This is a genomic window from Pseudomonas sp. BAV 4579 (genome assembly GCF_009765395.1).
GTDB lineage: Bacteria > Pseudomonadota > Gammaproteobacteria > Pseudomonadales > Pseudomonadaceae > Chryseomonas > Chryseomonas aestiva.
The window spans coordinates 66,744-91,829 of record NZ_WHOV01000028.1; the positions used below are offsets into that span (position 1 = coordinate 66,744).

A 25,086-nucleotide genomic window follows, 5' to 3' on the forward strand; every position below is an offset into this window, starting at 1 on the left:
ATCTGAAAAGCGCTAGGGCTCGTCCGCACGTCGGCCGAGCCTGATATAGGAGAGGCGAAAGCCCGTCTGGCGGCGCCTGCCACCGGCGGCGCAAGAGGCGCTCCAACCGGTTTTCGGCACTGCATCACCGCCTGCCGAGGGCTTTCGGACAAAGCCTGTGCAAAGAGCGAAATTCTAACACATTCAGGGATGTATCCGCCCCTGACGATCACCTCAATGCAGGCGTCGGCGATTCATCAGCTCGGCCATCTTCTTGGCGTCCGGACGCTCCACCACACCGCGCTCGGTGACGATGGCGTCGATGAGATCGGCCGGGGTGACGTCGAACACCGGATTGAAGGCCTCCACGCCGGCGGCGATGCGCTGCCCGCCCACTTCCAGCAACTCGTGACCGGCGCGCTCCTCGATGGGGATGTCGTCACCGGACGCGAGCTTCATGTCGATGGTGGAGCTGGGCGCCACCACCATGAAGCGCACCCCGTGGTGCATGGCGATGACCGCCAGGTTGTAGGTGCCGATCTTGTTGGCCACATCGCCATTGGCGGTGATGCGATCGGCGCCGACGATCACCCAGGCGACGTTGCGCGTCTTCATCAGGTGCGCCGCGGCGGCATCGGCATTGAGGCTGACCGGGATGCCCTCCCCGGCCAGTTCCCAGGCGGTGAGGCGCGAGCCCTGCAGCCAGGGGCGGGTCTCGTCGGCGTGGACGCATTCCACCAGGCCGTCCAGGTGCGCCGCGCGCAACACGCCCAGGGCGGTGCCGAAGCCGCCGGTGGCCAGGGCACCGGTATTGCAGTGGGTCAGGAAGGTCTGCTTGCTGGCGTCGTGCTTGCGGATCAGCTCGACGCCCAGCTGGGCCATGGTCAGGTTGGCTTCGCGATCGCTCAGGTGGATGGCTATTGCCTCGGCTTCCAGCGCCGCCAGGGCGCCCTCCCCCGCGGTGCGCGCCAGGCGCTCGCGCATCCGGTTGAGCGCCCAGAAAAGATTGACCGCGGTGGGCCGCGAGGCCGCCAGCAGTTCAAAGTCGGCGTTGACAGTCGCTTGCCAGTCCTCGCCCGCCGCGGCGCGCTGGCGGGCACCCAGCACCACGCCATAGGCGGCGCTGATGCCGATGGCCGGCGCGCCTCGCACCAGCATGTCGCGGATGGCCTGGGCCACCTCGGCGGCGCCGTGACAGGCCACCCAGTGTTCGCGCAGCGGCAACAGGCGCTGGTCGAGCAGGTGCAGGGCACCGTCCCGCCACTCGATCGCCTTGATCTTTTCCGCCGCCAGCAGACGCTCTCGCATGATCTCTCCTCGACCTGAATCTGTAGCCCGCCAGTATACCGGCATCGGCGTGCGGATTTAGCGGTAGCGCCGCAAGGACCGCTATACTGCCGGCTCGCCCCTCTTGGAACCGCCGCAGATGCCCACCCCCGCGCCCCTGGACCTCTTGTTGCTCCCCAGCTGGATCGTGCCGGTGGAGCCGGCCGGAGTGGTCCTGCGCGATTACGCGCTGGGTGTGCGCGACGGCTGCATCGCCCTGCTCGCGCCGCGCGCCGAGGCCTTACGACAGCCGGCCAAGGAGACCCTGGAGCTGCCGGGCAAGGTGCTGATCCCCGGGCTGATCAATGCCCATGGCCATGCCGCCATGACGCTGTTTCGCGGCATGGCCGACGACCTGCCGCTGCAGACCTGGCTGCAGGATCACATCTGGCCCGCCGAAGGGCGCTGGGTCGACGAAGATTTCGTTCGTGACGGCACCACCCTGGCCATCGCCGAGCAGATCCGTGGCGGCATCACCTGCTTCTCGGACATGTACTTCTATCCCCAGGTGGCCTGCGAGGCGATCCATCGCACCGGCGTGCGCGCCCAGGTCTGCCTGCCGATCCTCGATTTTCCGATTCCCGGCGCCCGTACCGCCGACGACATGATCCGTCGCGGCCTGGAGCTGTTCGACGACATGAAGCTGCACGAGCGCATCAGCGTGGCCTTCGGCCCCCATGCGCCCTACACCGTGGCCGACGCCAAGCTCGAACAGATCCTGGTACTCGCCGAGCAGTTGCAGGCGCCGATCCAGATGCACGTCCACGAGACCGCCTTCGAGGTGGAGCAGGCGCTGGAGCAGACCGGCGAACGGCCGCTCAGCCGGCTACGGCGCCTGGGTCTGCTGGGCCCGCGCTTCCAAGCCGTGCACATGACTCAGGTGGACGACGAGGATCTGGAAAATCTGGTCGAAACCAACAGCCACGTCATCCACAGCCCCGAGTCCAATCTCAAGCTGGCCAGCGGCTTCTGCCCGGTGGAGCGCCTCTGGCAGGCCGGCGTCAATGTCGCCATCGGCACCGACGGCGCGGCCAGCAACAACGACCTCGATCTGCTCGGCGAGATCCGTACCGCGGCCCTGCTGGCCAAGGCCGTCGCCGGCTCGGCCACCGCCCTGGATGCCCACCGCGCGTTGCGCATGGCCACCCTGAACGGCGCCCGCGCCCTGGGCCTGGAGCGCTGCCTGGGTTCGCTGGAAGTCGGCAAGGCGGCCGACCTGACCGCCGTCGACCTCAGCGGCCTCGCCCAGCAGCCGCTCTATGACCCCGTCTCGCAACTCATCTATGCCACCGGCCGCGATCGCGTCAGCGACGTCTGGGTCGGCGGCGTGCCGCTGCTGCGCCAGAGCGAACTCGTGCGCCTGGACGAGGCCGAACTCATAGCCAATGCGCAGCAGTGGGCCACCCGTATCCAGCAGGGCGCCTGACGCGCCCCGCTCCCTTGCCTCTGGAGAACACCATGTCCAACGTCGATAACGCCGAGATCGCCAAGTTCGAGGCCCTCGCCTACCGCTGGTGGGACCGCGAGAGCGAATTCAAGCCGCTGCACGACATCAACCCGCTGCGCGTTAACTGGATCGACCAGCACGCCGGTCTGGCCGGCAAGAAGGTGCTGGACGTCGGCTGCGGTGGCGGCATCCTCAGCGAAGCCATGGCCCAACGTGGTGCCCAGGTGACCGGCATCGACATGGCCGAAGCGCCCCTGGCGGTGGCCCGGCTGCACCAGCTGGAATCCGGCGTGCCGGTGGAATACATCCAGGAGACCACCGAGGACCACGCGCGCAAGCACGCCGGCACCTACGACATCGTGACCTGCCTGGAGATGCTCGAACACGTGCCGGATCCCTCCTCGGTGATCAAGGCCTGCCACGACCTGGTCAAGCCGGGCGGTCAGGTGTTCTTCTCCACCATCAACCGCAATCCCAAGGCCTATCTGTTCGCCATCGTCGGCGCCGAATACGTGCTGCGCCTGCTGCCGCGCGGTACCCACGATTTCCGCAAGTTCATCCGCCCCTCGGAGCTGGGGGCCTGGGCCCGCGCCGCCGGCCTCAATCTGCGTGACGTCATCGGCCTCACCTACAACCCGCTGACCAAGAGATACAAGCTGGAAGGCGACGTGACGGTGAACTACATGGTGCGCACCCAGCGCGAGGATTAGGCCATGCGTCTGCAAGCGGTCCTTTTCGACATGGACGGCACCCTGCTGGACACGGCGCCGGATTTCATCGCCATCATCCAGGCCATGCGCCAGGACCGGGGCCTGGCAGCGGCCGACGAGGCCCGCCTTCGCGGCGTCATTTCCGGCGGTGCCAAGGCGATGGTCCTGGCCGGCTTCGAGGTCGATCCGCTGGGCGCCGAACTCGAACCGCTGCGCCTGGAATTTCTCGAGCGCTACCAGACGCAGTGCGCGGTCCATACCCGGCTGTTCGACGGCATGGAGGAGATCCTGCGTGATCTCGACGCTGCCCGGCTGCGCTGGGGCGTGGTGACCAACAAGCCGGTGCGCTTCGCCGAGCCCATCATGCAGCGCCTGGGCCTGGCCGAGCGCTCGGCCTGCCTGGTCTGCCCGGACCATGTCACGCACAGCAAGCCGGACCCGGAGATGGTGCTGCTGGCCTGCCGGCAACTGGATGTCGATCCCCAGACTGCCCTGTTCATCGGCGACGACCTGCGCGACATCGAGTCGGGCCGCGCCGCCGGCAGCAAGACGGTGGCGGCGCGCTACGGCTACATCCATCCGGACGACCACCCCGAGCACTGGGGTGCCGACGCCATCATCGACCATCCGCTGGAATTGCGTGCGCTGCTCGATCGCGCACTGTGCGGCTGCTAGGGGTTCAGATGTTCGACTACCAGGCTCCGGCCGAGCTGCTCAAAGATCGGATCATCCTCGTCACCGGCGCCAATCGCGGCATCGGCGCCGCCCTGGCCAAGGGCTGCGCCGCCCTGGGCGCGACCCTCATCCTCCAGGGCCGCGATGCCGCGGCGCTGGAGCAGGTGCGCCAGGAGATCCAGGCCGGCGGTGGCCGAGCCGAGACCCTGGTGCTGGATCTCGAACAGGCCGATGCGGCGGCCTATGCCGCCGTCGCTGAGCGCCTGCAGCGACGTCATGGTCGTCTGGATGGCCTGGTGCACAACGCCGGCCTGCTGGGGCCGCGGGTACTGCTGGAGCAGACGCCCGCCACGGCCCTGGCGCAGGTGCTGCAGGTCAACGTCCAGGCCGGCTTCGCCCTGACCCAGGCCCTGCTGCCCCTGCTCAAGGCTGCCGGTGAGGCTTCGGTCATCTTCACCTCCAGCAGTGTCGGTCGCCAGGGCCGGGCTGGCTGGGGCGCCTATTCGGTGTCCAAATTCGCCACCGAAGGCCTGATGCAGGTCTGGGCCGAGGAGCTTGAAGAAGCCGGTATCCGGGTCAACAGCGTCAACCCGGGCGGTACCCGTACCGCCATGCGCGCGGCGGCCTATCCCGAGGAGGACCCGGCCCGGGTGCCTGCGGCGGACGCCATCCTGCCGGTCTATCTCTATCTGCTCGGTCCGGCCAGCCAGGGCACCACCGGCCATGCGCTCAACGCTCAGTAACAGCGCCGGTCAGACGTGGAAGCGCTGCACCAGGCGCGAAAGTTCGTCACCCAGCTCAGCCAGCTCGCGGCTGGCCGAGGCCGTCGCCGCCATCGCCTGACTGGATTGATCGGCACCGTCGCGAATGCGCGTCACATTGACCGCGACCTCTTCGGCCACCCCACGCTGCTGGACCGCTGCCGCGGCGATCTGCTGATTCTTCTGCTGGATGCTGGCCACCGCCGTGGCGATACCGGCAAAGGCGCGCCGCGTGTCACCGGCACTGCCCAGGGTCCCGGCCAGCAGGGTCTCGCTCTGCTGCATCCGCGCGACCGCCTCGCCACTGCCCTTCTGCAGCACCACGATGAGCTGTTCGATCTCGACGCTCGACTGCTGGGTACGGCGCGCCAGGGCGCGGACCTCGTCGGCGACTACGGCGAAGCCGCGACCCTGTTCCCCGGCGCGCGCCGCCTCGATGGCCGCGTTGAGCGCCAGCAGATTGGTCTGCTCGGCCACCGCCTTGATCACGTCGAGCACGCTGCTGATCGCCTGGCTGTCGTGGGACACGCCCTGGAGCCGCTCGGCAGCGGCGCGAACGTCCACCCCCAGGGTCTCGATACCAGCCAGGCTGCGGCCGATCACCGCCTGGCCATCGCTGACCTGGCGTTCGGCCTGATCGCCAGCACCGGCAGCGGCCTCGGCGTCCGCGGCGACCCCCTGGGCCGTGGCGGCCAATTCGGCCATGGCCGCAGCCACCTGATCGGTTTCCTCCCGCTGGCGGGTCACGCCCAGCTGCGCCTCGCGCGCCTGCTCGGCCAGGGCGGCCGCGGACTGGCCGAGTCGGCCGATACCGCTCTGCAACTGCAGGACCATGCCGCGCAGCGCCGCCACCATGCTGGCGCTGGATCTCTGCAGCTGGCCGATCTCGTCACCCCGATCCACCGTCAATTCGACGTCCAGCTGGCCCTGGGCGATGCGTTCGGCAGCGGCGATCACCTTGCGCAACGGCTGAACGATGGCCAGGGTGATGATCAGCGCGGCCAGGGTGCCGACGATCAACGCCAGCAGGGCCACGCCACCGATGGTCAGCAGGCGCTTGGTCATCATCGCCTGCAGTTCGACTTCCTGTTGGCCGTAAAGGGCATCGACCCGCTGCACGGCGGTCTCGGCCAGGTTGGTCATGCGCGCGCCGGCGGCCTGCTCCTGGGCCAGGGCGGCGGCATAGTCGCCCAGGCGGCGGATGAATTCCTTGATGTTGGTGGAGACGTCCTGGATGACCGAGGAATAGGCCGGATCGCTCAGTTGCGGCTCGACCTTGGCCAACAGCTCCAATGCGGCGCTGGCCGACGGCAGCGGCTGGTCGTCCACCGTGCTCTTGCTCGCCCGCGCCTGGGCTTCGTCGAGGCTCTTGAGCATCAGGCGATAGAGTTCGCCGACCTGTTGCGACAGGGTCAGGAGTTCGGCGCCCTGCTTGCCGCCGGAGTCCTTGAGGGCATAGGCGCCGTCATCCAGCAGGCCGGATTGGAGGATGTCCAGGCTGTTGGCCGCGCCCTCCACGAGGAAGGCCGCTCCTTCCATGGCCAGACGGCGTGAGGTGTTGAGGCGCTCATAGTCGGCGAAGGCGGCGCCGTAGGCCTGGGTGGCCGCGCGGGCGGCGTCGATATCGGCCGCGTTGGCACTGCCCACCTCGGCCGCGAGCTGTCCCAGGTGATCGAGTACCACCGGCAGCGCCTGCCGCAGGTGCTCGGCCTGGGCCGCCTCGCCGCTGAGGCGAAAACCCTGCTCCAGGGCGCGGAGCTGCATCACCTGCCGGTTGACCGCGGCCATGTCGCGCAGGGAACCGAAGCGATGTTCCACGTCCTTGAGCGCGAGCCCGCCCTGCACGGCCACCACCAGGGTCAGCAGCAGCACCAGGCCAAAGCCCACGGCCAGTTTGGTCGCGGTTCGCCAATTGGCCAGGCGATAGCGGGCAATCCCTTTCATACGGCACCCCAATGGAATGAGTTCTACCGACGCTGTCGTCCGCAGAAGCCGATTCTTGAGGGGCTGGGGGGCTAACGGGCCGCTATCCGTCGCACGCGGTTATGCCGACGTCGCTTTGGATGGCGGCCGTTTGCCAGCCGCACGACCACTCAACGACCGGCGCGGGACTCGCGAATATAGAAGCTCGCCTTTTCGGCATTCTTCACGCAGCCGGTGTAGGCCTCGACCTGCTGTTGCGTCTTGGCGGTGGACAGCAGCGCCAGCGCCTTGGAATAGCTCACCGTACCGGAAAAGCCTTCGGCCTTGGCCAGGTCGAGCTCCTGCCAGGCGGAACGGGTCTGGGCGGCGCAGCTATCGCGATTGACCACCTTGCCCGAGCATCCTGCGAGTACCACGGCGGCCAGGGTGGCGGCCAGAACAGGAACCAGTTTCGCTTTCATCTCTTTGTCTCCTTGCGACCTGCAGCCGGCCGGAACGGCCGGATAACCGCAGCGTAGACCGCCAAGCGTGGAGGCTGTTCAGCGCCGGTTGCGCAGAAATTCGACCACGGCGGCCTGATCGCCACTGAAGATCACCCGGGAGGCCTTGCTCTCGCGCTGATAGGCGTACATGGGGTCGTAGTATTCCGCCAGCAGCCCCTCGATCCAGCCACGATGGGCCGCGACGTCGCCCGAGCGCTCCTGCTCCGCCAGGGCCTCTTCGAGGATGGCCGAGAGCCGCTGGAAGCGTTCCCCACCCAGACGCTTGGCGATGCCGGAAAGACTCCTGCGCAACTGCTCGGCGAACAGCGCGAAGCCCTGTTCGGGGCCGTGCAGGCCGATGAATTCCGCCGCCAGGTCGATGACATAGTCGCGCAGGATGCGCTCGATGCGGTTTTCCCGGCTGTCTTCCAGCCAGACCAAGGGGTACTGCTGCATGCCCTGGTGCAATTCCAGTGGCAGGGAGCAGCGACCGACCAGGCGCGATTCGTCTTCCAGCACGAATTGCGCCTGCCCTGCATGGCGGCGCCGCAGCAGATCGATGGCCAGGCTGTTCTCGAAATCGATCTGCCCCGGCTGTGGCGTGGCGCGCTTGCCGAAACTGGAGCCCCGGTGGTTGGCGTGACCTTCGAGATCGACGGCGTTGTCGAGCTGGGCCACCACCTCGGTCTTGCCGGTGCCGGTCATGCCGCCCACCACCACGAAGCCGCACTCGGCGAGCGCCTGCTGCAGCGTGTCGATGAGGAAGGTGCGCATGGCCTTGTAGCCGCCCACCACCCGTGGATAGGCAATGCCGGCTTCGCTGCGCAGCCATTCCTGGCTGATCTGCGAGCGCAAGCCGCCGCGAAAGCAATAGAGATAGCCCTCGGGATGCGCCCGGGCGAAGTCGGCCCAGGCCTGGATGCGCGTTTCCTTCACCGCCCCGGACACCAGTTGATGACCCAGCTGCAGCGCCGCCTGCTGGCCCTGCTGCTTGTAGCGGGTGCCGACGCGCTGGCGTTCCAGGTCGTTCATCAGCGGCAGATTGGTCGCCTGGGGAAAGGCACCCTTGCCGAACTCCACGGGGGCGCGGACATCGACCAGGGGGACATCGCTCAGGAACAGCGCCTGCAGGTCGCGGGCATCCTCACGCTGGCTCATCAGGCCACCTCGACCGCATGGGCACGCCGATCCACCAGTTGCCCTATGGGTTGCAGGGCCAGGCCCAGTTCCGCGGCGACGGCGAGGAATTCCGCCTCGCCCTCGGGCGCCACGGCCACCAGCAGGCCGCCGCTGGTCTGGGGATCGCACAGCAGTTGGCGGCGGTCTTCGGCCAGCGGGGCGATACGGCTGCCGTAGCTGTCGAAGTTGCGCTCGGTCCCGCCGGGCACGCAGCCCTGCTGCAGGTAGAACTCCACCCCTTCGAGGCGGGGGATGGCGGCGAAGTCGAGTTCGGCGGTGAGGCCACTGCCGTCGGCCATCTCCACCAGGTGGCCGAGCAGGCCGAAGCCGGTGACGTCGGTCATCGCCGTGACCCCGGTCAGGCGACCGAAGCGACTGCCGGGACGATTGAGCTGGCACATGGTGTCGCGCGCCAGATGGCGATCCTCGGGCCGCAGCAGGGCGCGCTTCTCGGCGGTGGTGAGGATGCCGATGCCCAGCGGCTTGGTCAGATAGAGACGACTGCCCAGGGTCGCGGTGTCGTTGCGCTTGAGGTGGCGCCTTTCCACGATCCCGGTGACGGCCAGGCCGAAGATCGGCTCGGGGGCGTCGATGGAATGACCGCCAGCCAGGGGAATGCCGGCCTCGTCGCAGACCCGCCGGCCACCGGCGATGACTTCGCGCGCCACTTCCGGCGGCAGCACGTTGACCGGCCAGCCGAGGATGGCGATGGCCAGCAGCGGATCGCCACCCATGGCGTAGATGTCGCTGATGGCATTGGTGGCGGCGATGCGGCCGAAATCGAAGGGGTCATCGACGATAGGCATGAAGAAATCGGTGGTGGAGACCACCCCGCGCTCGTCATCCAGCCCATAGACCGCCGCGTCGTCGCGCGAGGCATTGCCCACCCACAGCCGCGGATCCAGGTGCTGGGCGCCGCTGCCGGCCAGGATGGTCTCCAGGGTCTTGGGGGCGATCTTGCAGCCACAACCGGCACCGTGGCTGTATTGGGTGAGGCGAATGGGATCGGTCATCGTTACTCCGGTTCAGCGATGGCGCTGGTTCGACAGGCAGCGCGAAGGGGCGTAATAGTAGCAAATGCCCGTCTGCTGGCGGGCACCGGCCGCGCTTAACAGATCGCCCGCCAAAGCAAAAGGGCTGTTTTCTGAGGGTAATCCACAGTTGCTGTGGATAACCTCGTGGAAAACCTCCAGCTGACCCCGGACAAGCGAGCGGCGGTGCGGCGATTGACGAACTGGCGATTTTTTAGCCGGTCCGCCAACTATTTTTTCCCGTTGCAGGGTAGCGAATGGAAGCGCCGTGCGTTATGGCCAGGGTGCGCTAGCATTGGCGGTTTCCCCGGTCATAGCAGTGCTCATGTCTTCCTCAGCGACTTCCCATCTCACGTCCTGGCAACGCGGCCTGCTGCTCGCCAGCCTCATGCTCATCGCCCTCAACCTGCGCCCGGCCCTCTCCAGCCTGGCGCCCCTGCTGCGGCAGATCGAGGCCAGCACGGGCCTGTCCAGCAGCGCCATCGGCCTGCTCACCACCCTGCCGGTGCTCTGTCTGGGGTTGTTCGCGCCCCTGGCGCCGCGCCTGGCGCGCCGCTGGGGCAGCGAACGCACCCTGGGCGCCATCCTGGCGCTGCTTGCCTGTGGCATCGTCCTGCGCAGCCTGCTGCCGCCCCTGGGGCTGTTTCTCGGCAGCCTGATCGCCGGCGCCTGCATCGGCATCCTTGGCGTGCTGCTGCCGGCCCTGGTCAAGCGCGACTTTCCCGCCCAGGCCGGCCAGCTGATGGGGCTCTACACCATGATGCTGTGCATAGGCGCCGCCGTGGCCGCCGGGGCCACCGCGCCCCTTGCCGAAGCCTTCGACGGCCACTGGCAGCCCGCCCTCGCCGCCTGGGCCCTGGTCGCCGTGATCGCTTTGCTGGTCTGGCTGCCACAGCTGCGCCAGGCGCCCACGACCGCACCGGCGCGGGGTGCTGGCGGCTCGCTGTGGCGCAATCGGCTGGCCTGGCAGATCACCCTCTACATGGGCTTGCAGTCGTCGCTGGCCTATATCGTCTTCGGCTGGCTGCCGACCCTGCTGATGGATCGCGGCCTGGGCATGGTGCAGGCCGGCCTGATGTTGTCGGGCTCGGTGATGACCCAACTGGTCAGCGCCCTCACCGCCCCCTGGCTGGCGACCCGCTGCCAGGACCAGCGCCTGGCCATCGTGGTGGTGATGAGTCTGACCCTCGCCGGCCTGCTCGGCTGCCTGTACGCCCCCGTCGGCAGTCTCTGGCTGTGGGCGGTGATCCTCGGCCTGGGTCAGGGCGGCACCTTCAGCCTGGCCCTCGCCCTGCTTGTGCTGCGCTCGCGGGACGCGGAAACCGCCGGGCGGCTGTCGGGCATGGCCCAGGGCGCGGGCTACAGCCTGGCCTCGCTCGGTCCACTGCTGGTGGGCATCATCCACGACGCCACCCACGGCTGGGCGCCCATGGGCGTGCTCTTTACCCTGATCGCCGTGCTGGCCACGCTGTTCGGCCTGGGCGCAGGGCGGACCCGCTACGTCAACGACGTCTAGCGGCAATAGAGCCCGGCGGCGCGACCGGCTTCGGTCTGCAGCCGCGGCGCGCGGATTCCCGCCTCGCGCAGGGCGCTCTGCCAGGCTGTGGCCTGCACGCCGCCGAGGATCACCGCCACATCGCCATTGAGCGCCAGGGCCGCCGCGAGGCGGGCGATCCAGGGTTGCTCTGGCGCCCGTTCCAGGGCGGGCAAGAGCAGTTGGCCGTCGCGCTGCAATTCCTTGAGCAGGGTGGCGGCGCTCGGCAACAGTTCAGGCAGGGGCTGGCCGGCCTGCAGCCGCTCGGCATGCAGGTAGCCGCGACGATTGCCACGGGTGATGCCATAGAGGGTCAGCACCGTCTGCGGCTCTGCCAGTTGCAGCACCAGCAGCCCCTGCTGATCATCCGGCCCATAGAGCATGGCTTCGCCCAGCAGGCTGTTGGCGATGACATTGCTGGCGCCGCAATCACGCCCTTCGCACCAGTAGAGCAGCGTCGCGCCCTGCTGCTGCAGGCGCTGCCGTTCGCTGTCCAACCGTGCCAGCGGCGGATGACCGCTGGCCAGTTCGAAGGTCTGGGTCAGCAGTTGGCCTTCCAGCTGCAGCGAGTCCTCCAGGCGCAGCCGACCGCCAATGCGACTGACCGGTCCCAGTGGATAGAGGCGTTCGGCGTTGGCCGGTCCGCTTTCGCGCACGAGCTGGGCATGATCCATGGGCGCGATCTCCGGCAATACCTCCGCCTGCGCCATCCCGGCGGACAGCAGCAGGCCGATCAGCAGAGAGCGTCGAACGGAGGAAAAGCGCGAGCAAAACGGACGGCTAGGCATGCCGCATTATTCGTCGTGCCCGGTGCCGGCGGCAAAGAGGGCATTGAAACAATCTGCGACGGCCTGGGCGCCCGTGGCATCGTCCAGATGCAGATGGTGCCCGCCCGGCAGTTCATGGAGACGGACATTCGGCTGCTGCCGTGCCAGGCACATGGCCTCGGCATGGGGCGCCACCAGGCCGCCCGCGGCCACCACCAGCGCCGTCGGGCAACGCACGGCACCCAGACAGGCGGCGGCCTGTTCCGGCGTGAAGCGGATCCGGCTGGGCAGGCGCAAGCGCGGATCGGAGCGCCAGGTGTAGCCGCCGGGCACCGCCATCAGGCCGCGCTCGGCAAGCAACTCGGCGGCTTCGCGACTGACCGTCAGGGCGCCCTTCAACCGCGCCGCCACGGCGTCTTCCACTGTGGCGTAGACCGGCTTGCGCCGATTGGGCACTTCCAGTTCGGCGAGCAAGGCCTTGCCCAGCTTCTCGGCGACCTCCTCCGCCGGCGTGGTGTAGGGCAGCAGGCCATCGATCAGCGCCAGGCGCTCGATCTGCTCCGGCAGGGCGGCGGCGGCGATGACGCCAACGATGGCCCCCATGGAATGCCCGAGCAGGCCGAAGCGGCCCCAGCCCAGTTGCCGGGCTGCGGCGAGCACGTCCAGCCCATAGTCCTGAATGGCATAGCCGACGCCCGCGGGGCGATGTGCCGACAGGCCATGTCCGGGCAGGTCCAGGGCGACGATGCGCAGACCGTGCAGCCGCGGGGCGAGCTGGGCGAAGGTCATGGCATTGTCGAGCCAGCCATGCAGCGCCAGCACCGGATAGCCGTCTTCCGGGCCGAAGACCCGGGCGCTCAGCTCGATATGAGGCAACTCCAGGCGCAATTCCTGCACCTGGGCGGTCATGAATCCGGCTCCGCCGACGACAGTGCGGGCTTCATGCCTGGGAGGCGTCCCGCTGCAAGGCGACCACGGCTACCGTCAGGCGCGAGACACAGGTCAGGCGTCCCTCGTCATCGCTCAGACGGATATCCCAGACATGGCTGCTGCGCCCCAGATGCAGGGGCCGGGCCACCGCCGTCACCCGCCCGGACCGGACCCCGCGCAGGTGGTTGGCATTGATTTCCTGACCCACGCAATAGAAGCGCGAGCGATCCACGCAAAGCATGCTGGCGATCGAGCCCACGGTTTCCGCCAGGGCCACCGAGGCGCCGCCATGCAGCAGCCCCATCGGCTGGTGAGTGCGGCGGTCGACCACCATGCTGGCGGTCAGGCTGCTGTCGTCCCAGGCCTCGATGCGCATGTCCAGGTGTTCGGCCAGGGTGTTCTCGAGCGCACGCTCGAGGTCCGCGGGATCCGGAAGGGTCTGCCAGATGCTCATGTACTTTCCTTGCAAGGGCGTCAGGCGTGGAAGCGACTGACCAGATCGAAACCGCCGGCCAGGGGCAGTGGCGCTTCCAGGCACAGCAGGGAGGCGGTGCCCATGGCCACCGGCGCCTGCCGATGACCGTGCAGCAACCAGCCGGCCAGTTCACCGACGAAGGGATTGTGGGTCACCAGCAGCAGCTCCTCCACCTCCAGTCGCGCCAGTTCCGCCAGGGCGCGCTCCGGCTCGCCGTCGGGCGTGGCCCAGGAGCAGCTGCGCACCTCGCCCGGCCAGCCCAGTTGCTGCCGGACCAGGGCCGCCGTCTGCTGCGCGCGCACATAGGGACTGGCCAGGATGAGCTGCAGCTTTGCTTCCTGCAGCTGCAGGGCGCTGCGCAGCACCTCGGCGCGACCGGCCGCGGTCAGCTCGCGCACCTCGTCGCTCGACGCCCGCGCTTCGGCTTCGCCATGGCGCAGCAGCCAGAGCCTCATGGCGCGGTGGCGGAGCGGTCGTCGGGTTGCGCGGTGGCCGGCCAGTCGGCGAAGGGCCAGGGCTTTACTTCGCTGGCGAAGGTGCCGAAGCGGACGATCTGCGCCAGATAGGCGCCCAGGGCGGCGCCGAAGGCGATCAGCCCGGGATTGGCCTCGCCCTTGATCAGGCGCACCACCAGTTGCACCAGTACCACCACCGCCAGCACGTACTGCGCACCCAGCCAGACGAACAGGAACAGCAGCATCCAGATCAGGCGCAGGCCCAGCAGCTCGCGGGAATGCTCGGGTTGAGACATGGGAATTCCTCTTTTCAGACAGTGTAGCGGCTCAATTAAAAGGGACGTCCGCCACATCGACATCGGTCTTGGGCTCACCGCCCATCAGGGCCTCGATCACCTGGCCCAGGCTGCGACCCTCGAACAGGATCGCATAGAGGCCGTTGACCAGGGGCATGTAGACGCCCAACTCATCCGCTTTTTCCTTGAGCACGCGCAGGGTGTTGACGCCCTCGGCGGTCTCGCCGATCTGCGCCACCGCCTCGTCCAGGGTCTGTCCCCGACCGAGGGCATGGCCCACCCGGTAGTTGCGGCTCTTCTCCGACGAGCAGGTCACGATCAGGTCCCCCACCCCGGCCAGGCCCAGGTAGGTGATGGGATTGGCGCCACGCTGCACGGCGAAGCGGGTCATTTCGGCCAGGGCCCGGGTAATCAGCATGCTGCGGGTGTTCTCGCCCATCGCCAGGGCCGCGGCCATGCCGGCGATGATGGCGTAGACATTCTTCAGGGCACCGGCCAGCTCCACGCCGAGGCGGTCGGCGCTGGCATAGACGCGGAAGGTGCGGCCGTGCAGCGCCGCCTGGACCTGCCGGCAGACCTCTTCGTCTTCGCTGGCTACCACCGTGGCGGTGAGCTGATGCTCGGCGATCTCGCGGGCGAGGTTGGGCCCGGAGATGATGCCGATGCGCGCCCGCGGCACAATTTCCGCGAGGATCTCGCTCATCAGCATGAAGGAATGCGCCTCGATGCCCTTGGTGGTGCTGACCAGAAAACGCCCTTCCAGTTGCTGGGCGATGGGCGCCAGCGCCTGGCGCAGCGCGCTGGACGGCAGCGCCACCAGGATCAGTTCGCAGCCCTGGATGGCGCCCTGCAGGTCACTGGTGGCCTCCACCGCGGCGTGCACCTTGATGCCCTTCAGGTAGCGTGGATTCTCGCGCTCGCGACGGATGGTCTCGGCCTGTTGCGGATCACGCATCCACAGGCGCACCGGCAGCCCGTTCTCGGCGACCAGATTGGCCAGGGCGGTACCGAAACTGCCGCCGCCCAGGACGGCGATGGGGGATTGGACTGTCATCGAAACTCTCGGCTTCACCGCGATCGCGCGGCCTCGTTGCCAGTATACGGCAGCCGCTCGCGCGGCTCAGAGCCTGTTCATGATCTGCTGCGCGTCGGCCAAACGGCGTTGAAAAGCTCTTCGGAATGCTCATTTACCACTCGTAAACTCCGCTTCCTCAGGCCTTTTCGCCTTGCTTGGCTCTAGCTCGCGTGATCCTGAACAGGCTCACAGGATGGAGAATTGACTGCGGAAAGTGCACAATGGTCCGTTAACGAGCGGGGCGCTGGCCTGTGACTTTCCCCATGCCCCGGCAGTCTACTGCTACACGAAGCCATACCCAGAGCGACCATTGGAGTCGCCAGGGCCTGGACCTAGGCCAGCTACAGGAGCTTGCATGACCAAACAACACGCCTTTACCTACGAAGACTTGCTGCGCTGCAGCCGTGGCGAGCTCTTCGGTCCGGGCAATGCCCAATTGCCCGCACCGAACATGCTGATGATCGATCGGATCGTGCATATCAGTGAGGTAGGCGGGAAATACGGCAAGGGCGAACTGGTGGCGGAACTCGATATCCTTCCCGACCTCTGGTTCTTCGGCTGCCATTTCGAAGGAGATCCGGTAATGCCGGGCTGCCTGGGCCTGGATGCCATGTGGCAACTGGTCGGTTTCTACCTTGGCTGGCAGGGCAATCCGGGTCGCGGTCGCGCCCTGGGCTCTGGTGAAGTGAAGTTCTTCGGCCAGGTACTGCCGACCGCCAAGAAGGTCACCTACAATATCCATATCAAACGCACCATCAACAGGTCGCTGATTCTCGCCATCGCCGATGGCACCGTAAGCGTGGACGGCCGCGAGATCTACTCCGCCGAAGGTCTGCGCGTTGGCCTGTTCACTTCCACCGATAGCTTCTAAGGGCTTTTCGCATGCGTCGCGTCGTCATTACCGGTCTGGGTATCGTTTCGTGCCTGGGCAATGATAAAGACACCGTTTCCGCCAACCTGCGCGCAGGCCGTGCCGGCATCCGTCACAATCCGGAATATGCCGAAATGGGTCTACGCAGTCAGGTTTCCGGTTCCATCGACCTGAACCTCGAAGAATTGATCGACCGCAAGGTCAAGCGCTTCGTCGGCGATGCCGCTGCCTACGCCTATCTGGCGATGGAGCAGGCGATCAAGGACTCCGGCCTGGCCGAAGACCAGGTTTCCAATCCCCGTACCGGCCTGATCGCCGGCTCCGGTGGCGCTTCCACCTTCAACCAGATGGAAGCCCTGGACATCCTGCGCGAGAAGGGCGTCAAGCGCGTCGGTCCCTACCGCGTGACCCGGACCATGAGCAGCACGGTCTCCGCCTGCCTGGCTACCCCCTTCAAGATCAAGGGCCTGAACTACTCCGTAGCCTCGGCCTGCGCCACCAGCGCCCACTGCATCGGCCTGGCCATGGAGCAGATCCAGCTCGGCAAGCAGGACGTCGTCTTCGCCGGCGGCGGCGAGGAAGAGCACTGGACCCAGAGCATGCTGTTCGATGCCATGGGCGCGCTCTCCAGCGACTACAACGAGACGCCGGAAAAGGCCTCCCGTGCCTACGACAGCAAGCGTGACGGTTTCGTCATCGCTGGCGGCGGCGGCATGGTGGTGGTCGAGGAACTCGAACACGCCCTGGCCCGGGGCGCCAAGATCTACGCCGAGATCGTCGGCTACGGCGCGACCTCCGATGGCTACGACATGGTCGCCCCGAGCGGCGAAGGCGCCATCCGCTGCATGCAGCAGGCGCTGTCCACCGTCGATGGCGAGATCGACTACCTGAACACCCACGGCACCTCCACCCCGGTGGGCGACGTGGCCGAGATCAAGGGCGTGCGCGCCGTGTTCGGCGACAAGGCTCCGGCCATCAGCTCGACCAAGAGCCTGTCCGGTCACTCCCTGGGCGCGGCCGGTGTGCACGAGGCCATCTACTGCATGCTGATGATGGAAGGCAACTTCATCGCCGGCTCGGCCAACATCGACGAGCTGGATCCGGAGGTCGCCGACCTGCCGATCCTGCGCGAGACCAAGGAAGACGCCAAGCTGGACCTCATCATGAGCAACAGCTTCGGCTTTGGCGGCACCAACGCCACCCTGGTCCTGAAGCGCTGGCAGGGCTGATAGCCCTCGCTTGTGTGACCCAAACGGCGCCTCTGGCGCCGTTTTTCATTTCTGCACCTTGCCGGCTGAACCGGTCCCAGGCCCCGCGGTCGAAGGCGCCGGCACTTCGCCTGCGAACCTCCAGGAAGAATGGATTCAGCAGCGTGAATAGCTTAATCTCGCGCCGCTTCGCTGTGTCTGCGCAGCCGCCCTAGACAGCGCTGTCCGGACATGCCGGACAGAAACAAGAAACTGTAGTACCCATGGAGCCCCAATGCACAATCAAAACCAGAGCTACCGCGGACCCTTGATCGTCCTCACCATGCTGTTCTTCATGTGGGGTCTGATCACCTCGCTGAACGACATCCTCATTCCCCACCTCAAGGCAGTCTTCACCCTCAGCTATCTGCAGGCCTCGCTGATCCAGTTCTGCTTCTTCACCGCCTACTTCATCGTGTCCTTCCCGGCGGGTCGCCTGGTGGAAAGCCTGGGCTACAAGAAGGGCATCATCGTCGGCCTGCTCACCGCCGGCGTCGGTTGCGTGCTGTTCTACCCGGCGGCCGGAGCCCAGTCCTACGGCTTCTTCCTGACCGCTCTGTTCGTCCTGGCGGCCGGTATCACCGTGCTGCAGGTGGCAGCGAATCCCTATGTCACCATCCTCGGCAAGCCGGAAACCGCGGCCTCGCGCCTCAACCTGACCCAGGCCTTCAACTCCCTGGGTACCACCGTCGGCCCGCTGGTGGGCGCGGTGACCATCCTGGCACTGGTCGGCGAAGACTCCGCCGCCCACTCGGTGCAGCTGCCCTACCTGATCCTGGCCGGCATGCTGGTGGCCCTGGCGGTGATCATCGGCCTCTTCCGCCTGCCGCAGATCAAGGACACCGAACAGGACAACGCTACTGATGAGAACGCCCTGACCGCCAGCAGCGTCTGGGCCTATCGCCACCTGCTGCTCGGCGTGGTCGGCATCTTCATGTACGTGGGCGCGGAAGTCTCCATCGGCAGCTACCTGGTGAGCCTGATGGAAAGCCCGGATGTGGCCGGCCTGAACGCCGCCACCGCCGCCAAGTACCTGTCGCTTTACTGGGGTGGCGCCATGATCGGTCGCTTCATCGGCGGTGTGATCATGACCAAGGTGCGGCCGAATCTGGTGCTGACCTTCAACGCCATCGCCATTGGCGTACTGCTGGCCATCGCCGTGCTGCAAGGTGGCAAGGTCGCCATGTGGTCCCTGCTGACCATCGGCTTCTTCAACTCCATCATGTTCCCGACCATCTTCTCCCTGGCGCTCAAGGGCCTGGGCAAGTTCACCTCCAAGGGTTCGGGCCTGCTGTGCATGGGTATCGTCGGTGGCGCGCTGGTGCCGGCCATCCAGGGCTACTTCGCCGACACCATCGGCCTGCTGCCCTCCTTCCTGATCCCGCTGGTCTGCTACCTCTACATCCTGTTCTACGGCGTGATGGGCTATCGCCCCACCCTGCGTCGCTGATCCAATCCCGAAGCGCTGGCGGCCTGCCAGCGCTTCGCCCCTCCTGCCGCTACCCGCCCCTCTCCCTATACCTCTGCCTCGACAACCCGGCTGCCTGGCGGGTCGTACGCGTCTGTCCGGCGCTCACGGGTCATTCCCCCAGCCCCTACCAGCCCTTCGGCAGGAGGGGGCTCGCAAGACCCGCCCAGGACGCCCTGCCGCTCTTCGCCTTTCGCCCAGCCCGGCTGCCACTCCGCCCGTGATGGAGCTGCCGCCCTGACACCTAGCCGTCACCCTGAGCCCCGTCGACTGACCGCTCGGCACTCTCAGCCAGGCACGCCACCGCCGACCTCCCGCACCGTATCCTGGGCAAAAGAAAACGCCCGTATCTTTCGACACGGGCGTTTGGCAGTTACCGCAGGACCGCTCCAGGAGCGGCCTTGCGTCAGGCTCAGGCAGTCTGGCGAGCTTCCTCGACTTCGACGGCGTTCGGGCCGCGAGCGAGTTCGGTCTTCAGGGTCTGCTCGTCCAGCTGGCCGCACCACTTGGCGACCACGATGGAGGCCACGCCGTTGCCGACCAGGTTGGTCAGGGCGCGGGCTTCGGACATGAAGCGGTCGATACCCAGGATCAGCGCCAGGCCGGCGACCGGTACGTGACCGACGGCGGACAGGGTGGCGGCCAGCACGATGAAGCCGCTACCGGTGACGCCCGCAGCGCCCTTGGAGGAGATCAGCAGCACCAGCAGCAGGGTGATCTGGTGGGTAATGTCCATCTGGGTATTGGTGGCCTGGGCGATGAACACCGCAGCCATGGTCAGGTAGATGGCGGTACCGTCGAGGTTGAAGGAGTAGCCGGTGGGGATCACCAGGCCAACCACCGACTTCTCGGCACCCAGCTTCTGCATCTTGGTCAGCATGCGCGGCAGGGCGGACTCGGAAGACGAGGTGCCCAGCACGATCAGCAGTTCTTCACGGATGTACTTGATGAACTTGAGGATGCTGAAGCCGTGCAGGCGCGCCACGGCGCCCAGTACCAGCAGCACGAACAGCAGGCAGGTGATGTAGAAGCAGGCCATCAGGTAGCCCAGCTGCACTAGGGTGCCGACGCCGTATTTGCCGATGGTAAACGCCATGGCACCGAAGGCGCCGATGGGGGCGAGCTTCATGATGACGTTGATGATGTTGAAGAAGACGTGGGAGATGCGGTCGATGAAGTTGAACACCAGTTGACCGGTCTCGCCCAGGCGATGCAGGGCGTAGCCGAACAGCACGGCGAAGAACAGGACCTGCAGGATCTCACCGGTAGCGAAGGCGTTGACGACCGTCGAGGGGATGATGTTCAGCAGGAAATCGATGGTGGTCTGCTTTTCCGCGGCAGCGGCATAGGCCGCGATGCCCTTGGTGTCCAGGGTGCTGACGTCGACGTTCATGCCGGCGCCCGGCTGGACGATGTTGACCACGATCAGGCCGATCAGCAGCGCGATGGTGGAGAAGATCTCGAAGTACAGCAGCGCCATGCCGCCGGTCTTGCCCACGGCCTTCATGTTCTGCATGCCGGCGATACCGGTCACCACGGTGCAGAAGATGATGGGTGCGATGACCATCTTGATCAGCTTGATGAAACCGTCACCCAGGGGCTTCATGGCAGCGCCGGTCTGGGGATAGAAGTGGCCGAGCAAGATGCCCAGGACGATCGCCAGGATCACCTGGAAGTAGAGACTCTTGTAGAGCGGCTGCTTGACGGGCACCTTGGGCGCGGGAGCTGTGGTAGTTGTTGTTGTATCGACGGTTGCTGTCATGGCTCGATCCCTTGTGGCCACTGCTGACGTCCTGTCTGAGTGGGCACTGACTGAAAGTGGCTCTCTCATCCTGAGAGCTTTTTGTTGTGGATCCGGTGGCCGTGCGACGGTGACACCAGCATCTGGCAAGATATAAGCAATCGCCGTTCCACTTCTTGGTGCGCAATCAAAGGGCCAGCTTTCATGCACCTTTCAGTCGAAAGTCTAGTTGCCAGAAGCGGGCGGAACCCCGCCATCCGACGGAAACCGGCGGAAATCCCCCCGGGCCCGAGGCGGTTTTCCGCCAGCCGGAGTCGGTAGTCGACTATTCTTTACGCGCCTTTTCATCGGAGCCCGTCGTGATCCGTTGCTGTCTTCCCCGAGTGGTCGGCTGAGATGCCTGCCCTGCCCGCCTCCGACCTGCCCGGCTGCTGCACGCCGCCCGAGCCGCTGCCGCCGCTGGCTGCCGAGCTCGACGCCCTCGCCCTGCGGCACTGCCGCTTCGATCCCGCCCAGGTGAGCTTCGAGCGCGACGCCCTGCGCCTCGGCGCCCTGCCGCCGGACAACATCCGTCGCGCCGTGGCCAAGCGCCAGGCCGAATACCTGGCCGGTCGTCTCTGTGCCCGCGAGGCCCTGCGCCAGTTGAGCGGCACCGCCGTCGTCCCCGGCCATCGCACTACGGACCGTGGGCCCGCCTGGCCTTCCGGCTGGGTCGGTGCCATCACCCATAGCCATGGCTGGGCAGCCGCCGTGGTGGGCAAGGCACGGGACTACCTGGGCCTTGGTCTGGACGTGGAAACCCTGCTCGAACCGGACAAGGCCCTGCGCCTGGCCGAGCAGATCCTCACCCCGGCCGAACGGAAACGCCTGCAGCCGCTGGACGAAAGGCAGCAGGCCTTTGCCATCACCCTGGCCTTTTCCGCCAAGGAGAGTCTGTTCAAGGCGCTGCATCCCCAGGTCGGGCAGATGTTCTTCTTCCAGGACGCCGAGATCCTCGCCATGGATCCCGGCGGCAACTTCGATCTCCGGCTGCTGATCGAGCTGTCGCCGCGCTGGTCCGCCGGAACCGCGCTGCGCGGTCACTTCCGCCTGGACGAAGAAGATCGGCTGTTGACGCTGGTCGCGCCTCGTCACTGAGTGACGCTATATAGAGGAAGCCTGCCCTGGTCGATCAGGCGCACGGACGCCGGCCGGGGCAGAACGTCGCAGCGGGCATCGAACGTTTTCTTATGGTGGAGAGGGTGCTCATAGCGAACCGGTATATCCCTTGCCGCTTACGTCTCACCACACCCGTCGTGTTGTACGTTATTTGACCACTCCGCTCTGAGCCCAGCCTTCACGCGCACTGGCCAGGTACCACCCCCAGGATACCCCCCAGTCCCGAACAGCTTATCCACGTCTTATCCACAGCCGAAAATGTGATAAACGCGACATCTAGTGGCCCTTGCACCCCCACACCACCATATATAGCAGTTCGTCGGTATGACCCGGGACGGCGAAACACCCCTCTGTCAAGACTGTCTTCCCTAGCGAGGAGGGCTTATCCTGTTGCCCGAATCATGAATTTTCAGGGTCCTTGACCCCGAACGCCGATTCCCTCGGGAATCGGTGACAGTACGGCTTTTCGTTGGAATCTTCAGGGATAAGGACGCGATCAGCAGTCGTCGCGCAGGCCCAGACCAACACTTTTCCGGATCGCCGGCTCGCCGACGATCCCCTCTTTCCGATCAAGGGAGTTCCGCATGCACACCGACCTGACCCGCGAGCAAGCCCAGCAGGGCCGCCCGGCGCAAGATGACAGCCAGGACCTGGGCGCCACCGCCCCCGGTCAACTGCGCGTCATCAAGCGCAACGGTACCGTCGTCCCCTATACCGACGACAAGATCACCGTGGCCATCAGCAAGGCTTTCCTCGCCGTGGAAGGCGGTAACGCCGCGGCTTCTTCGCGCATCCACACCACCGTCAAGCAGCTCACCGACCAGGTCAGCAGCACCTTCAAGCGCCGCATGCCCTCCGGTGGCACCATCCACATCGAAGAGATCCAGGACCAGGTCGAACTGGCCCTGATGCGCGCCGGCGAACAGAAGGTCGCCCGCAGCTACGTGATCTACCGTGAAGCCCGCAGCCAGGAGCGCAAGCAGGGCGCCGTCAGCGATATCGCCGAGCCGCACCCGAGCATCCGCGTCACCAAGGCCGACGGCACCACCCAGCCGCTGGACATGGGCCGCCTGAACACCATCATCACCGAAGCCTGCGAAGGCCTCGAAGAGGTGAACGGCGAGCTGATCCAGAAGGAGACGCTGAAGAACCTGTACGACGGCGTGGCCGAGAAGGACGTCAACACCGCCCTGGTGATGACCTCCCGCACCCTGGTCGAGCGCGAGCCCAACTACTCCTACGTCACCGCCCGCCTGCTGCTGGACAGCCTGCGCGCCGAAGGCCTGAGCTTCCTCGGCGTCGCCGAATCCGCCACCCACCACGAGATGGCCGACCTCTACGCCAAGGCCCTGCCCGCCTATGTCGCCAAGGGCGTGGAGCTGGAGCTGCTGGACCCGAAACTGGCCAGCTTCGACCTGGAGCGCCTGGGCGCCGCCATCGATCACGAGCGCGACCAGCAGTTCACCTACCTGGGTCTGCAGACCCTGTACGATCGCTACTTCCTGCACAGCCATGGCACCCGCTTCGAGCTGCCGCAGCTGTTCTTCATGCGCGTGGCCATGGGCCTGGCGCACATGGAGAAAGATAAAGAAGCCCGCGCCATCGAGTTCTACAACCTGCTGGCCAGCTTCGACTACATGGCGTCCACCCCGACGCTGTTCAACGCCGGCACCCTGCGTCCGCAGCTGTCCAGCTGCTACCTGACCACTGTGCCCGACGACCTGTCCGGCATCTATGGCGCCATCCACGATAACGCCATGCTGTCGAAGTTCGCCGGCGGCCTGGGCAACGACTGGACCCCGGTGCGCGCCCTGGGCTCCTACATCAAGGGCACCAACGGCAAGAGCCAGGGCGTCGTGCCCTTCCTCAAGGTGGTCAACGACACCGCCGTGGCGGTCAACCAGGGCGGCAAGCGCAAGGGCGCGGTCTGCGCCTACCTGGAAACCTGGCACCTGGACATCGAGGAATTCCTCGAACTGCGCAAGAACACCGGTGACGACCGTCGGCGTACCCACGACATGAACACCGCCAACTGGATTCCCGACCTGTTCATGAAGCGTGTCTTCGAGGACGGCAACTGGACCCTGTTCTCCCCCGCCGACGTGCCCGACCTGCATGACCTCTATGGCAAGGCCTTCGAAGAGCGCTACGAGTACTACGAAGCCCTGACCGAGTACGGCAAGCTCAAGCTGCACAAGACCATCAAGGCCAAGGACCTCTGGCGCAAGATGCTGTCCATGCTGTTCGAGACCGGCCACCCGTGGCTGACCTTCAAGGACCCGTGCAACCTGCGCAGCCCGCAGCAGCACGTGGGCGTGGTGCACAGCTCCAACCTCTGCACCGAGATCACCCTGAACACCAATAAGGACGAGATCGCCGTGTGCAACCTGGGTTCGGTGAACCTGGTGAACCACATCGTCGACGGCAAGCTGGACGTGGCCAAGGTCGCCCGCACCGTCAAGACCGCCGTGCGCATGCTCGACAACGTCATAGACATCAACTACTACTCGGTGCCCCAGGCGGAGAACTCCAACCTCAAGCACCGTCCGGTCGGCATGGGCATCATGGGCTTCCAGGATGCGCTGTACCTGCAGCACATCGCCTACGGTTCGGATGCCGCCGTGCAGTTCGCCGACACCTCCATGGAAGTGATCAGCTACTTCGCCATCCAGGCCTCCTGTGACCTGGCCGAAGAGCGTGGCAGCTACTCCAGCTTCCAGGGTTCGCTGTGGTTCCAGGGCATCCTGCCGATCGACTCCGAGAAGCGTCTGATCGAAGAGCGCGGCGCCAAGTACATCGAGGTCGACCTGTCCGAGACCCTGGACTGGGCCCCGCTGCGCGAGCGTGCCAAGAAGGGCATCCGCAACTCCAACATCATGGCCATCGCGCCGACCGCGACCATCGCCAACATCACCGGCGTGTCCCAGTCGATCGAGCCGACCTACCAGAACCTCTATGTGAAGTCGAACCTCTCGGGCGAATTCACCGTCATCAACCCCTACCTGGTACGCGACCTCAAGGCGCGCGGCCTGTGGGACTCGGTGATGGTCAACGACCTCAAGTACTACGACGGTTCCGTGCAGCAGATCGAGCGCATCCCGCAGGATCTGAAGGACCTCTACGCCACCGCCTTCGAAGTGGAGACCAAGTGGATCGTCGAGGCCGCCAGCCGTCGCCAGAAGTGGATCGACCAGGCCCAGTCGCTGAACCTGTACATTGCCGGCGCCTCGGGCAAGAAGCTCGACGTGACCTACCGCATGGCCTGGTTCCGCGGTCTGAAGACCACCTACTACCTCCGTGCCCTGGCTGCCACCAGCACCGAGAAGTCCACCATCAACACCGGCAAGCTGAACGCCGTGAGCGCCGATCCCATCACCGGCGTCCAGGCCAGCGCGGCTCCCGCCCCGGCGCAGAAGTTCGAAGCGGCGCCCGCCGCGGCACCGGCTCCGGTACCCAAGGCCTGCAGCCTCGACGATCCCGAGTGCGAAGCCTGCCAGTAACACCCCAAGCCCTCTCTTAGCAGAGGGCCGCTCTTTATCCCCTCTCCCTCTGGGAG

22 protein-coding genes and 1 pseudogene are annotated in these 25,086 nt (G+C 66.3%); 10 read left to right on the forward strand and 13 right to left on the reverse strand.

Annotated features, from left to right (window positions below; translation table 11 throughout):
• Positions 1 to 213 precede the first annotated feature (213 nt).
• The gene (mtnA, locus tag GSQ95_RS08650) at positions 214 to 1,287 is read right to left on the reverse strand and encodes an S-methyl-5-thioribose-1-phosphate isomerase (RefSeq protein ID WP_158891754.1); all 1,074 of its coding nucleotides are present in this window, start codon (positions 1,285 to 1,287) and stop codon (positions 214 to 216) included.
• Positions 1,288 to 1,405: 118 nt separating this feature from the next.
• Between mtnA and GSQ95_RS08655 the strand changes: the two genes are divergently transcribed.
• From GSQ95_RS08655 to GSQ95_RS08670, 4 genes are read left to right on the forward strand one after another with little or no spacing between them, the layout of a single operon-like run.
• Positions 1,406 to 2,731: a TRZ/ATZ family hydrolase gene (locus GSQ95_RS08655; protein ID WP_158891752.1), complete on the forward strand. Its 1,326-nt coding sequence runs from the start codon at positions 1,406 to 1,408 to the stop codon at positions 2,729 to 2,731.
• 32 nt (positions 2,732 to 2,763) lie between these two features.
• Positions 2,764 to 3,462, forward strand: a complete 699-nt coding sequence (gene ubiG, locus GSQ95_RS08660) for a bifunctional 2-polyprenyl-6-hydroxyphenol methylase/3-demethylubiquinol 3-O-methyltransferase UbiG (RefSeq protein WP_059315629.1) — start codon at positions 2,764 to 2,766, stop codon at positions 3,460 to 3,462.
• A 3-nt stretch (positions 3,463 to 3,465) separates the two neighbouring features.
• Positions 3,466 to 4,137, forward strand: coding sequence for an N-acetylmuramic acid 6-phosphate phosphatase MupP (gene mupP / locus GSQ95_RS08665; protein WP_158891750.1), 672 nt, complete (start codon positions 3,466 to 3,468; stop codon positions 4,135 to 4,137).
• An 8-nt stretch (positions 4,138 to 4,145) separates the two neighbouring features.
• Positions 4,146 to 4,880 carry a YciK family oxidoreductase gene (locus tag GSQ95_RS08670; protein ID WP_158891748.1) on the forward strand — a complete coding sequence of 245 codons (735 nt, stop codon included), beginning with the start codon at positions 4,146 to 4,148 and terminating at the stop codon, positions 4,878 to 4,880.
• Between the two features lie 9 nt (positions 4,881 to 4,889).
• On the opposite strand, the gene GSQ95_RS27105 is transcribed toward GSQ95_RS08670, so the two are convergent.
• The 5 genes and pseudogenes from GSQ95_RS27105 to selD form a co-directional block, all read right to left on the reverse strand.
• Positions 4,890 to 5,753 (reverse strand): methyl-accepting chemotaxis protein, encoded by an 864-nt coding sequence (locus GSQ95_RS27105; RefSeq protein ID WP_372241636.1) that lies wholly within the window; start codon positions 5,751 to 5,753, stop codon positions 4,890 to 4,892.
• A gap of 21 nt (positions 5,754 to 5,774) precedes the next feature.
• Positions 5,775 to 6,842, reverse strand: a pseudogene (locus GSQ95_RS27110) (HAMP domain-containing protein); the annotation flags it as partial.
• A 149-nt stretch (positions 6,843 to 6,991) separates the two neighbouring features.
• A complete protein-coding gene (locus GSQ95_RS08680; protein WP_133862481.1) occupies positions 6,992 to 7,282 on the reverse strand; it encodes a hypothetical protein in 291 nt (96 codons plus the stop codon).
• Positions 7,283 to 7,360: 78 nt separating this feature from the next.
• Entirely contained in the window at positions 7,361 to 8,461 is a 1,101-nt protein-coding gene (mnmH, locus tag GSQ95_RS08685; protein ID WP_158891744.1) for a tRNA 2-selenouridine(34) synthase MnmH, read from the reverse strand.
• Positions 8,461 to 9,495, reverse strand: a complete 1,035-nt coding sequence (gene selD, locus GSQ95_RS08690; RefSeq protein WP_158891742.1) for a selenide, water dikinase SelD — start codon at positions 9,493 to 9,495, stop codon at positions 8,461 to 8,463. The genes mnmH and selD overlap by 1 nt, the downstream gene beginning before the upstream one ends.
• Before the next feature lie 343 nt (positions 9,496 to 9,838).
• Between selD and GSQ95_RS08695 the strand changes: the two genes are divergently transcribed.
• Positions 9,839 to 11,029, forward strand: a complete 1,191-nt coding sequence (locus GSQ95_RS08695; protein ID WP_256664504.1) for an MFS transporter — start codon at positions 9,839 to 9,841, stop codon at positions 11,027 to 11,029.
• On the opposite strand, the gene GSQ95_RS08700 is transcribed toward GSQ95_RS08695, so the two are convergent.
• From GSQ95_RS08700 to GSQ95_RS08725, 6 genes are read right to left on the reverse strand one after another with little or no spacing between them, the layout of a single operon-like run.
• Positions 11,026 to 11,835 (reverse strand): DUF4892 domain-containing protein, encoded by an 810-nt coding sequence (locus GSQ95_RS08700; protein WP_158891740.1) that lies wholly within the window; start codon positions 11,833 to 11,835, stop codon positions 11,026 to 11,028. The two genes, GSQ95_RS08695 and GSQ95_RS08700, sit on opposite strands and share 4 nt — an antisense overlap.
• Before the next feature lie 6 nt (positions 11,836 to 11,841).
• On the reverse strand, positions 11,842 to 12,723 hold the full coding sequence (locus GSQ95_RS08705; RefSeq protein WP_158891738.1) for an alpha/beta fold hydrolase: 882 nt from the start codon (positions 12,721 to 12,723) through the stop codon (positions 11,842 to 11,844).
• Positions 12,724 to 12,754: 31 nt separating this feature from the next.
• Positions 12,755 to 13,198, reverse strand: coding sequence for a hotdog fold thioesterase (locus GSQ95_RS08710; RefSeq protein WP_158891736.1), 444 nt, complete (start codon positions 13,196 to 13,198; stop codon positions 12,755 to 12,757).
• A gap of 20 nt (positions 13,199 to 13,218) precedes the next feature.
• The gene (gene sixA / locus GSQ95_RS08715; protein WP_158891734.1) at positions 13,219 to 13,674 is read right to left on the reverse strand and encodes a phosphohistidine phosphatase SixA; all 456 of its coding nucleotides are present in this window, start codon (positions 13,672 to 13,674) and stop codon (positions 13,219 to 13,221) included.
• Entirely contained in the window at positions 13,671 to 13,970 is a 300-nt protein-coding gene (locus GSQ95_RS08720) for a DUF4389 domain-containing protein (RefSeq protein WP_158891732.1), read from the reverse strand. Before GSQ95_RS08720 ends, sixA begins: the two co-directional genes overlap by 4 nt.
• 31 nt (positions 13,971 to 14,001) lie before the next feature.
• Complete coding sequence (locus GSQ95_RS08725; RefSeq protein ID WP_158891730.1) at positions 14,002 to 15,024, reverse strand: NAD(P)H-dependent glycerol-3-phosphate dehydrogenase; 1,023 nt, start codon at positions 15,022 to 15,024, stop codon at positions 14,002 to 14,004.
• Between the two features lie 376 nt (positions 15,025 to 15,400).
• Here GSQ95_RS08725 and fabA point away from each other — a divergent pair, with 376 nt between their 5' ends.
• The 3 genes from fabA to GSQ95_RS08740 all read left to right on the forward strand — a co-directional run bounded on the left by fabA (position 15,401) and on the right by GSQ95_RS08740 (position 18,613).
• The gene (gene fabA, locus GSQ95_RS08730; protein ID WP_158891728.1) at positions 15,401 to 15,916 is read left to right on the forward strand and encodes a 3-hydroxyacyl-[acyl-carrier-protein] dehydratase FabA; all 516 of its coding nucleotides are present in this window, start codon (positions 15,401 to 15,403) and stop codon (positions 15,914 to 15,916) included.
• Positions 15,917 to 15,927: 11 nt separating this feature from the next.
• Positions 15,928 to 17,145 (forward strand): beta-ketoacyl-ACP synthase I, encoded by a 1,218-nt coding sequence (gene fabB, locus GSQ95_RS08735; RefSeq protein ID WP_133862490.1) that lies wholly within the window; start codon positions 15,928 to 15,930, stop codon positions 17,143 to 17,145.
• A 253-nt stretch (positions 17,146 to 17,398) separates the two neighbouring features.
• Positions 17,399 to 18,613 (forward strand): sugar MFS transporter, encoded by a 1,215-nt coding sequence (locus GSQ95_RS08740; protein ID WP_158891726.1) that lies wholly within the window; start codon positions 17,399 to 17,401, stop codon positions 18,611 to 18,613.
• Between the two features lie 430 nt (positions 18,614 to 19,043).
• On the opposite strand, the gene GSQ95_RS08745 is transcribed toward GSQ95_RS08740, so the two are convergent.
• Positions 19,044 to 20,393, reverse strand: coding sequence for a dicarboxylate/amino acid:cation symporter (locus GSQ95_RS08745; RefSeq protein WP_158891724.1), 1,350 nt, complete (start codon positions 20,391 to 20,393; stop codon positions 19,044 to 19,046).
• A gap of 375 nt (positions 20,394 to 20,768) precedes the next feature.
• Here GSQ95_RS08745 and GSQ95_RS08750 point away from each other — a divergent pair, with 375 nt between their 5' ends.
• Both GSQ95_RS08750 and GSQ95_RS08755 read left to right on the forward strand, forming a co-directional pair.
• A complete protein-coding gene (locus GSQ95_RS08750) occupies positions 20,769 to 21,509 on the forward strand; it encodes a 4'-phosphopantetheinyl transferase (protein ID WP_158891722.1) in 741 nt (246 codons plus the stop codon).
• A 605-nt stretch (positions 21,510 to 22,114) separates the two neighbouring features.
• Positions 22,115 to 25,030, forward strand: coding sequence for a ribonucleoside-diphosphate reductase subunit alpha (locus GSQ95_RS08755; protein ID WP_158891720.1), 2,916 nt, complete (start codon positions 22,115 to 22,117; stop codon positions 25,028 to 25,030).
• Positions 25,031 to 25,086 lie beyond the last annotated feature (56 nt).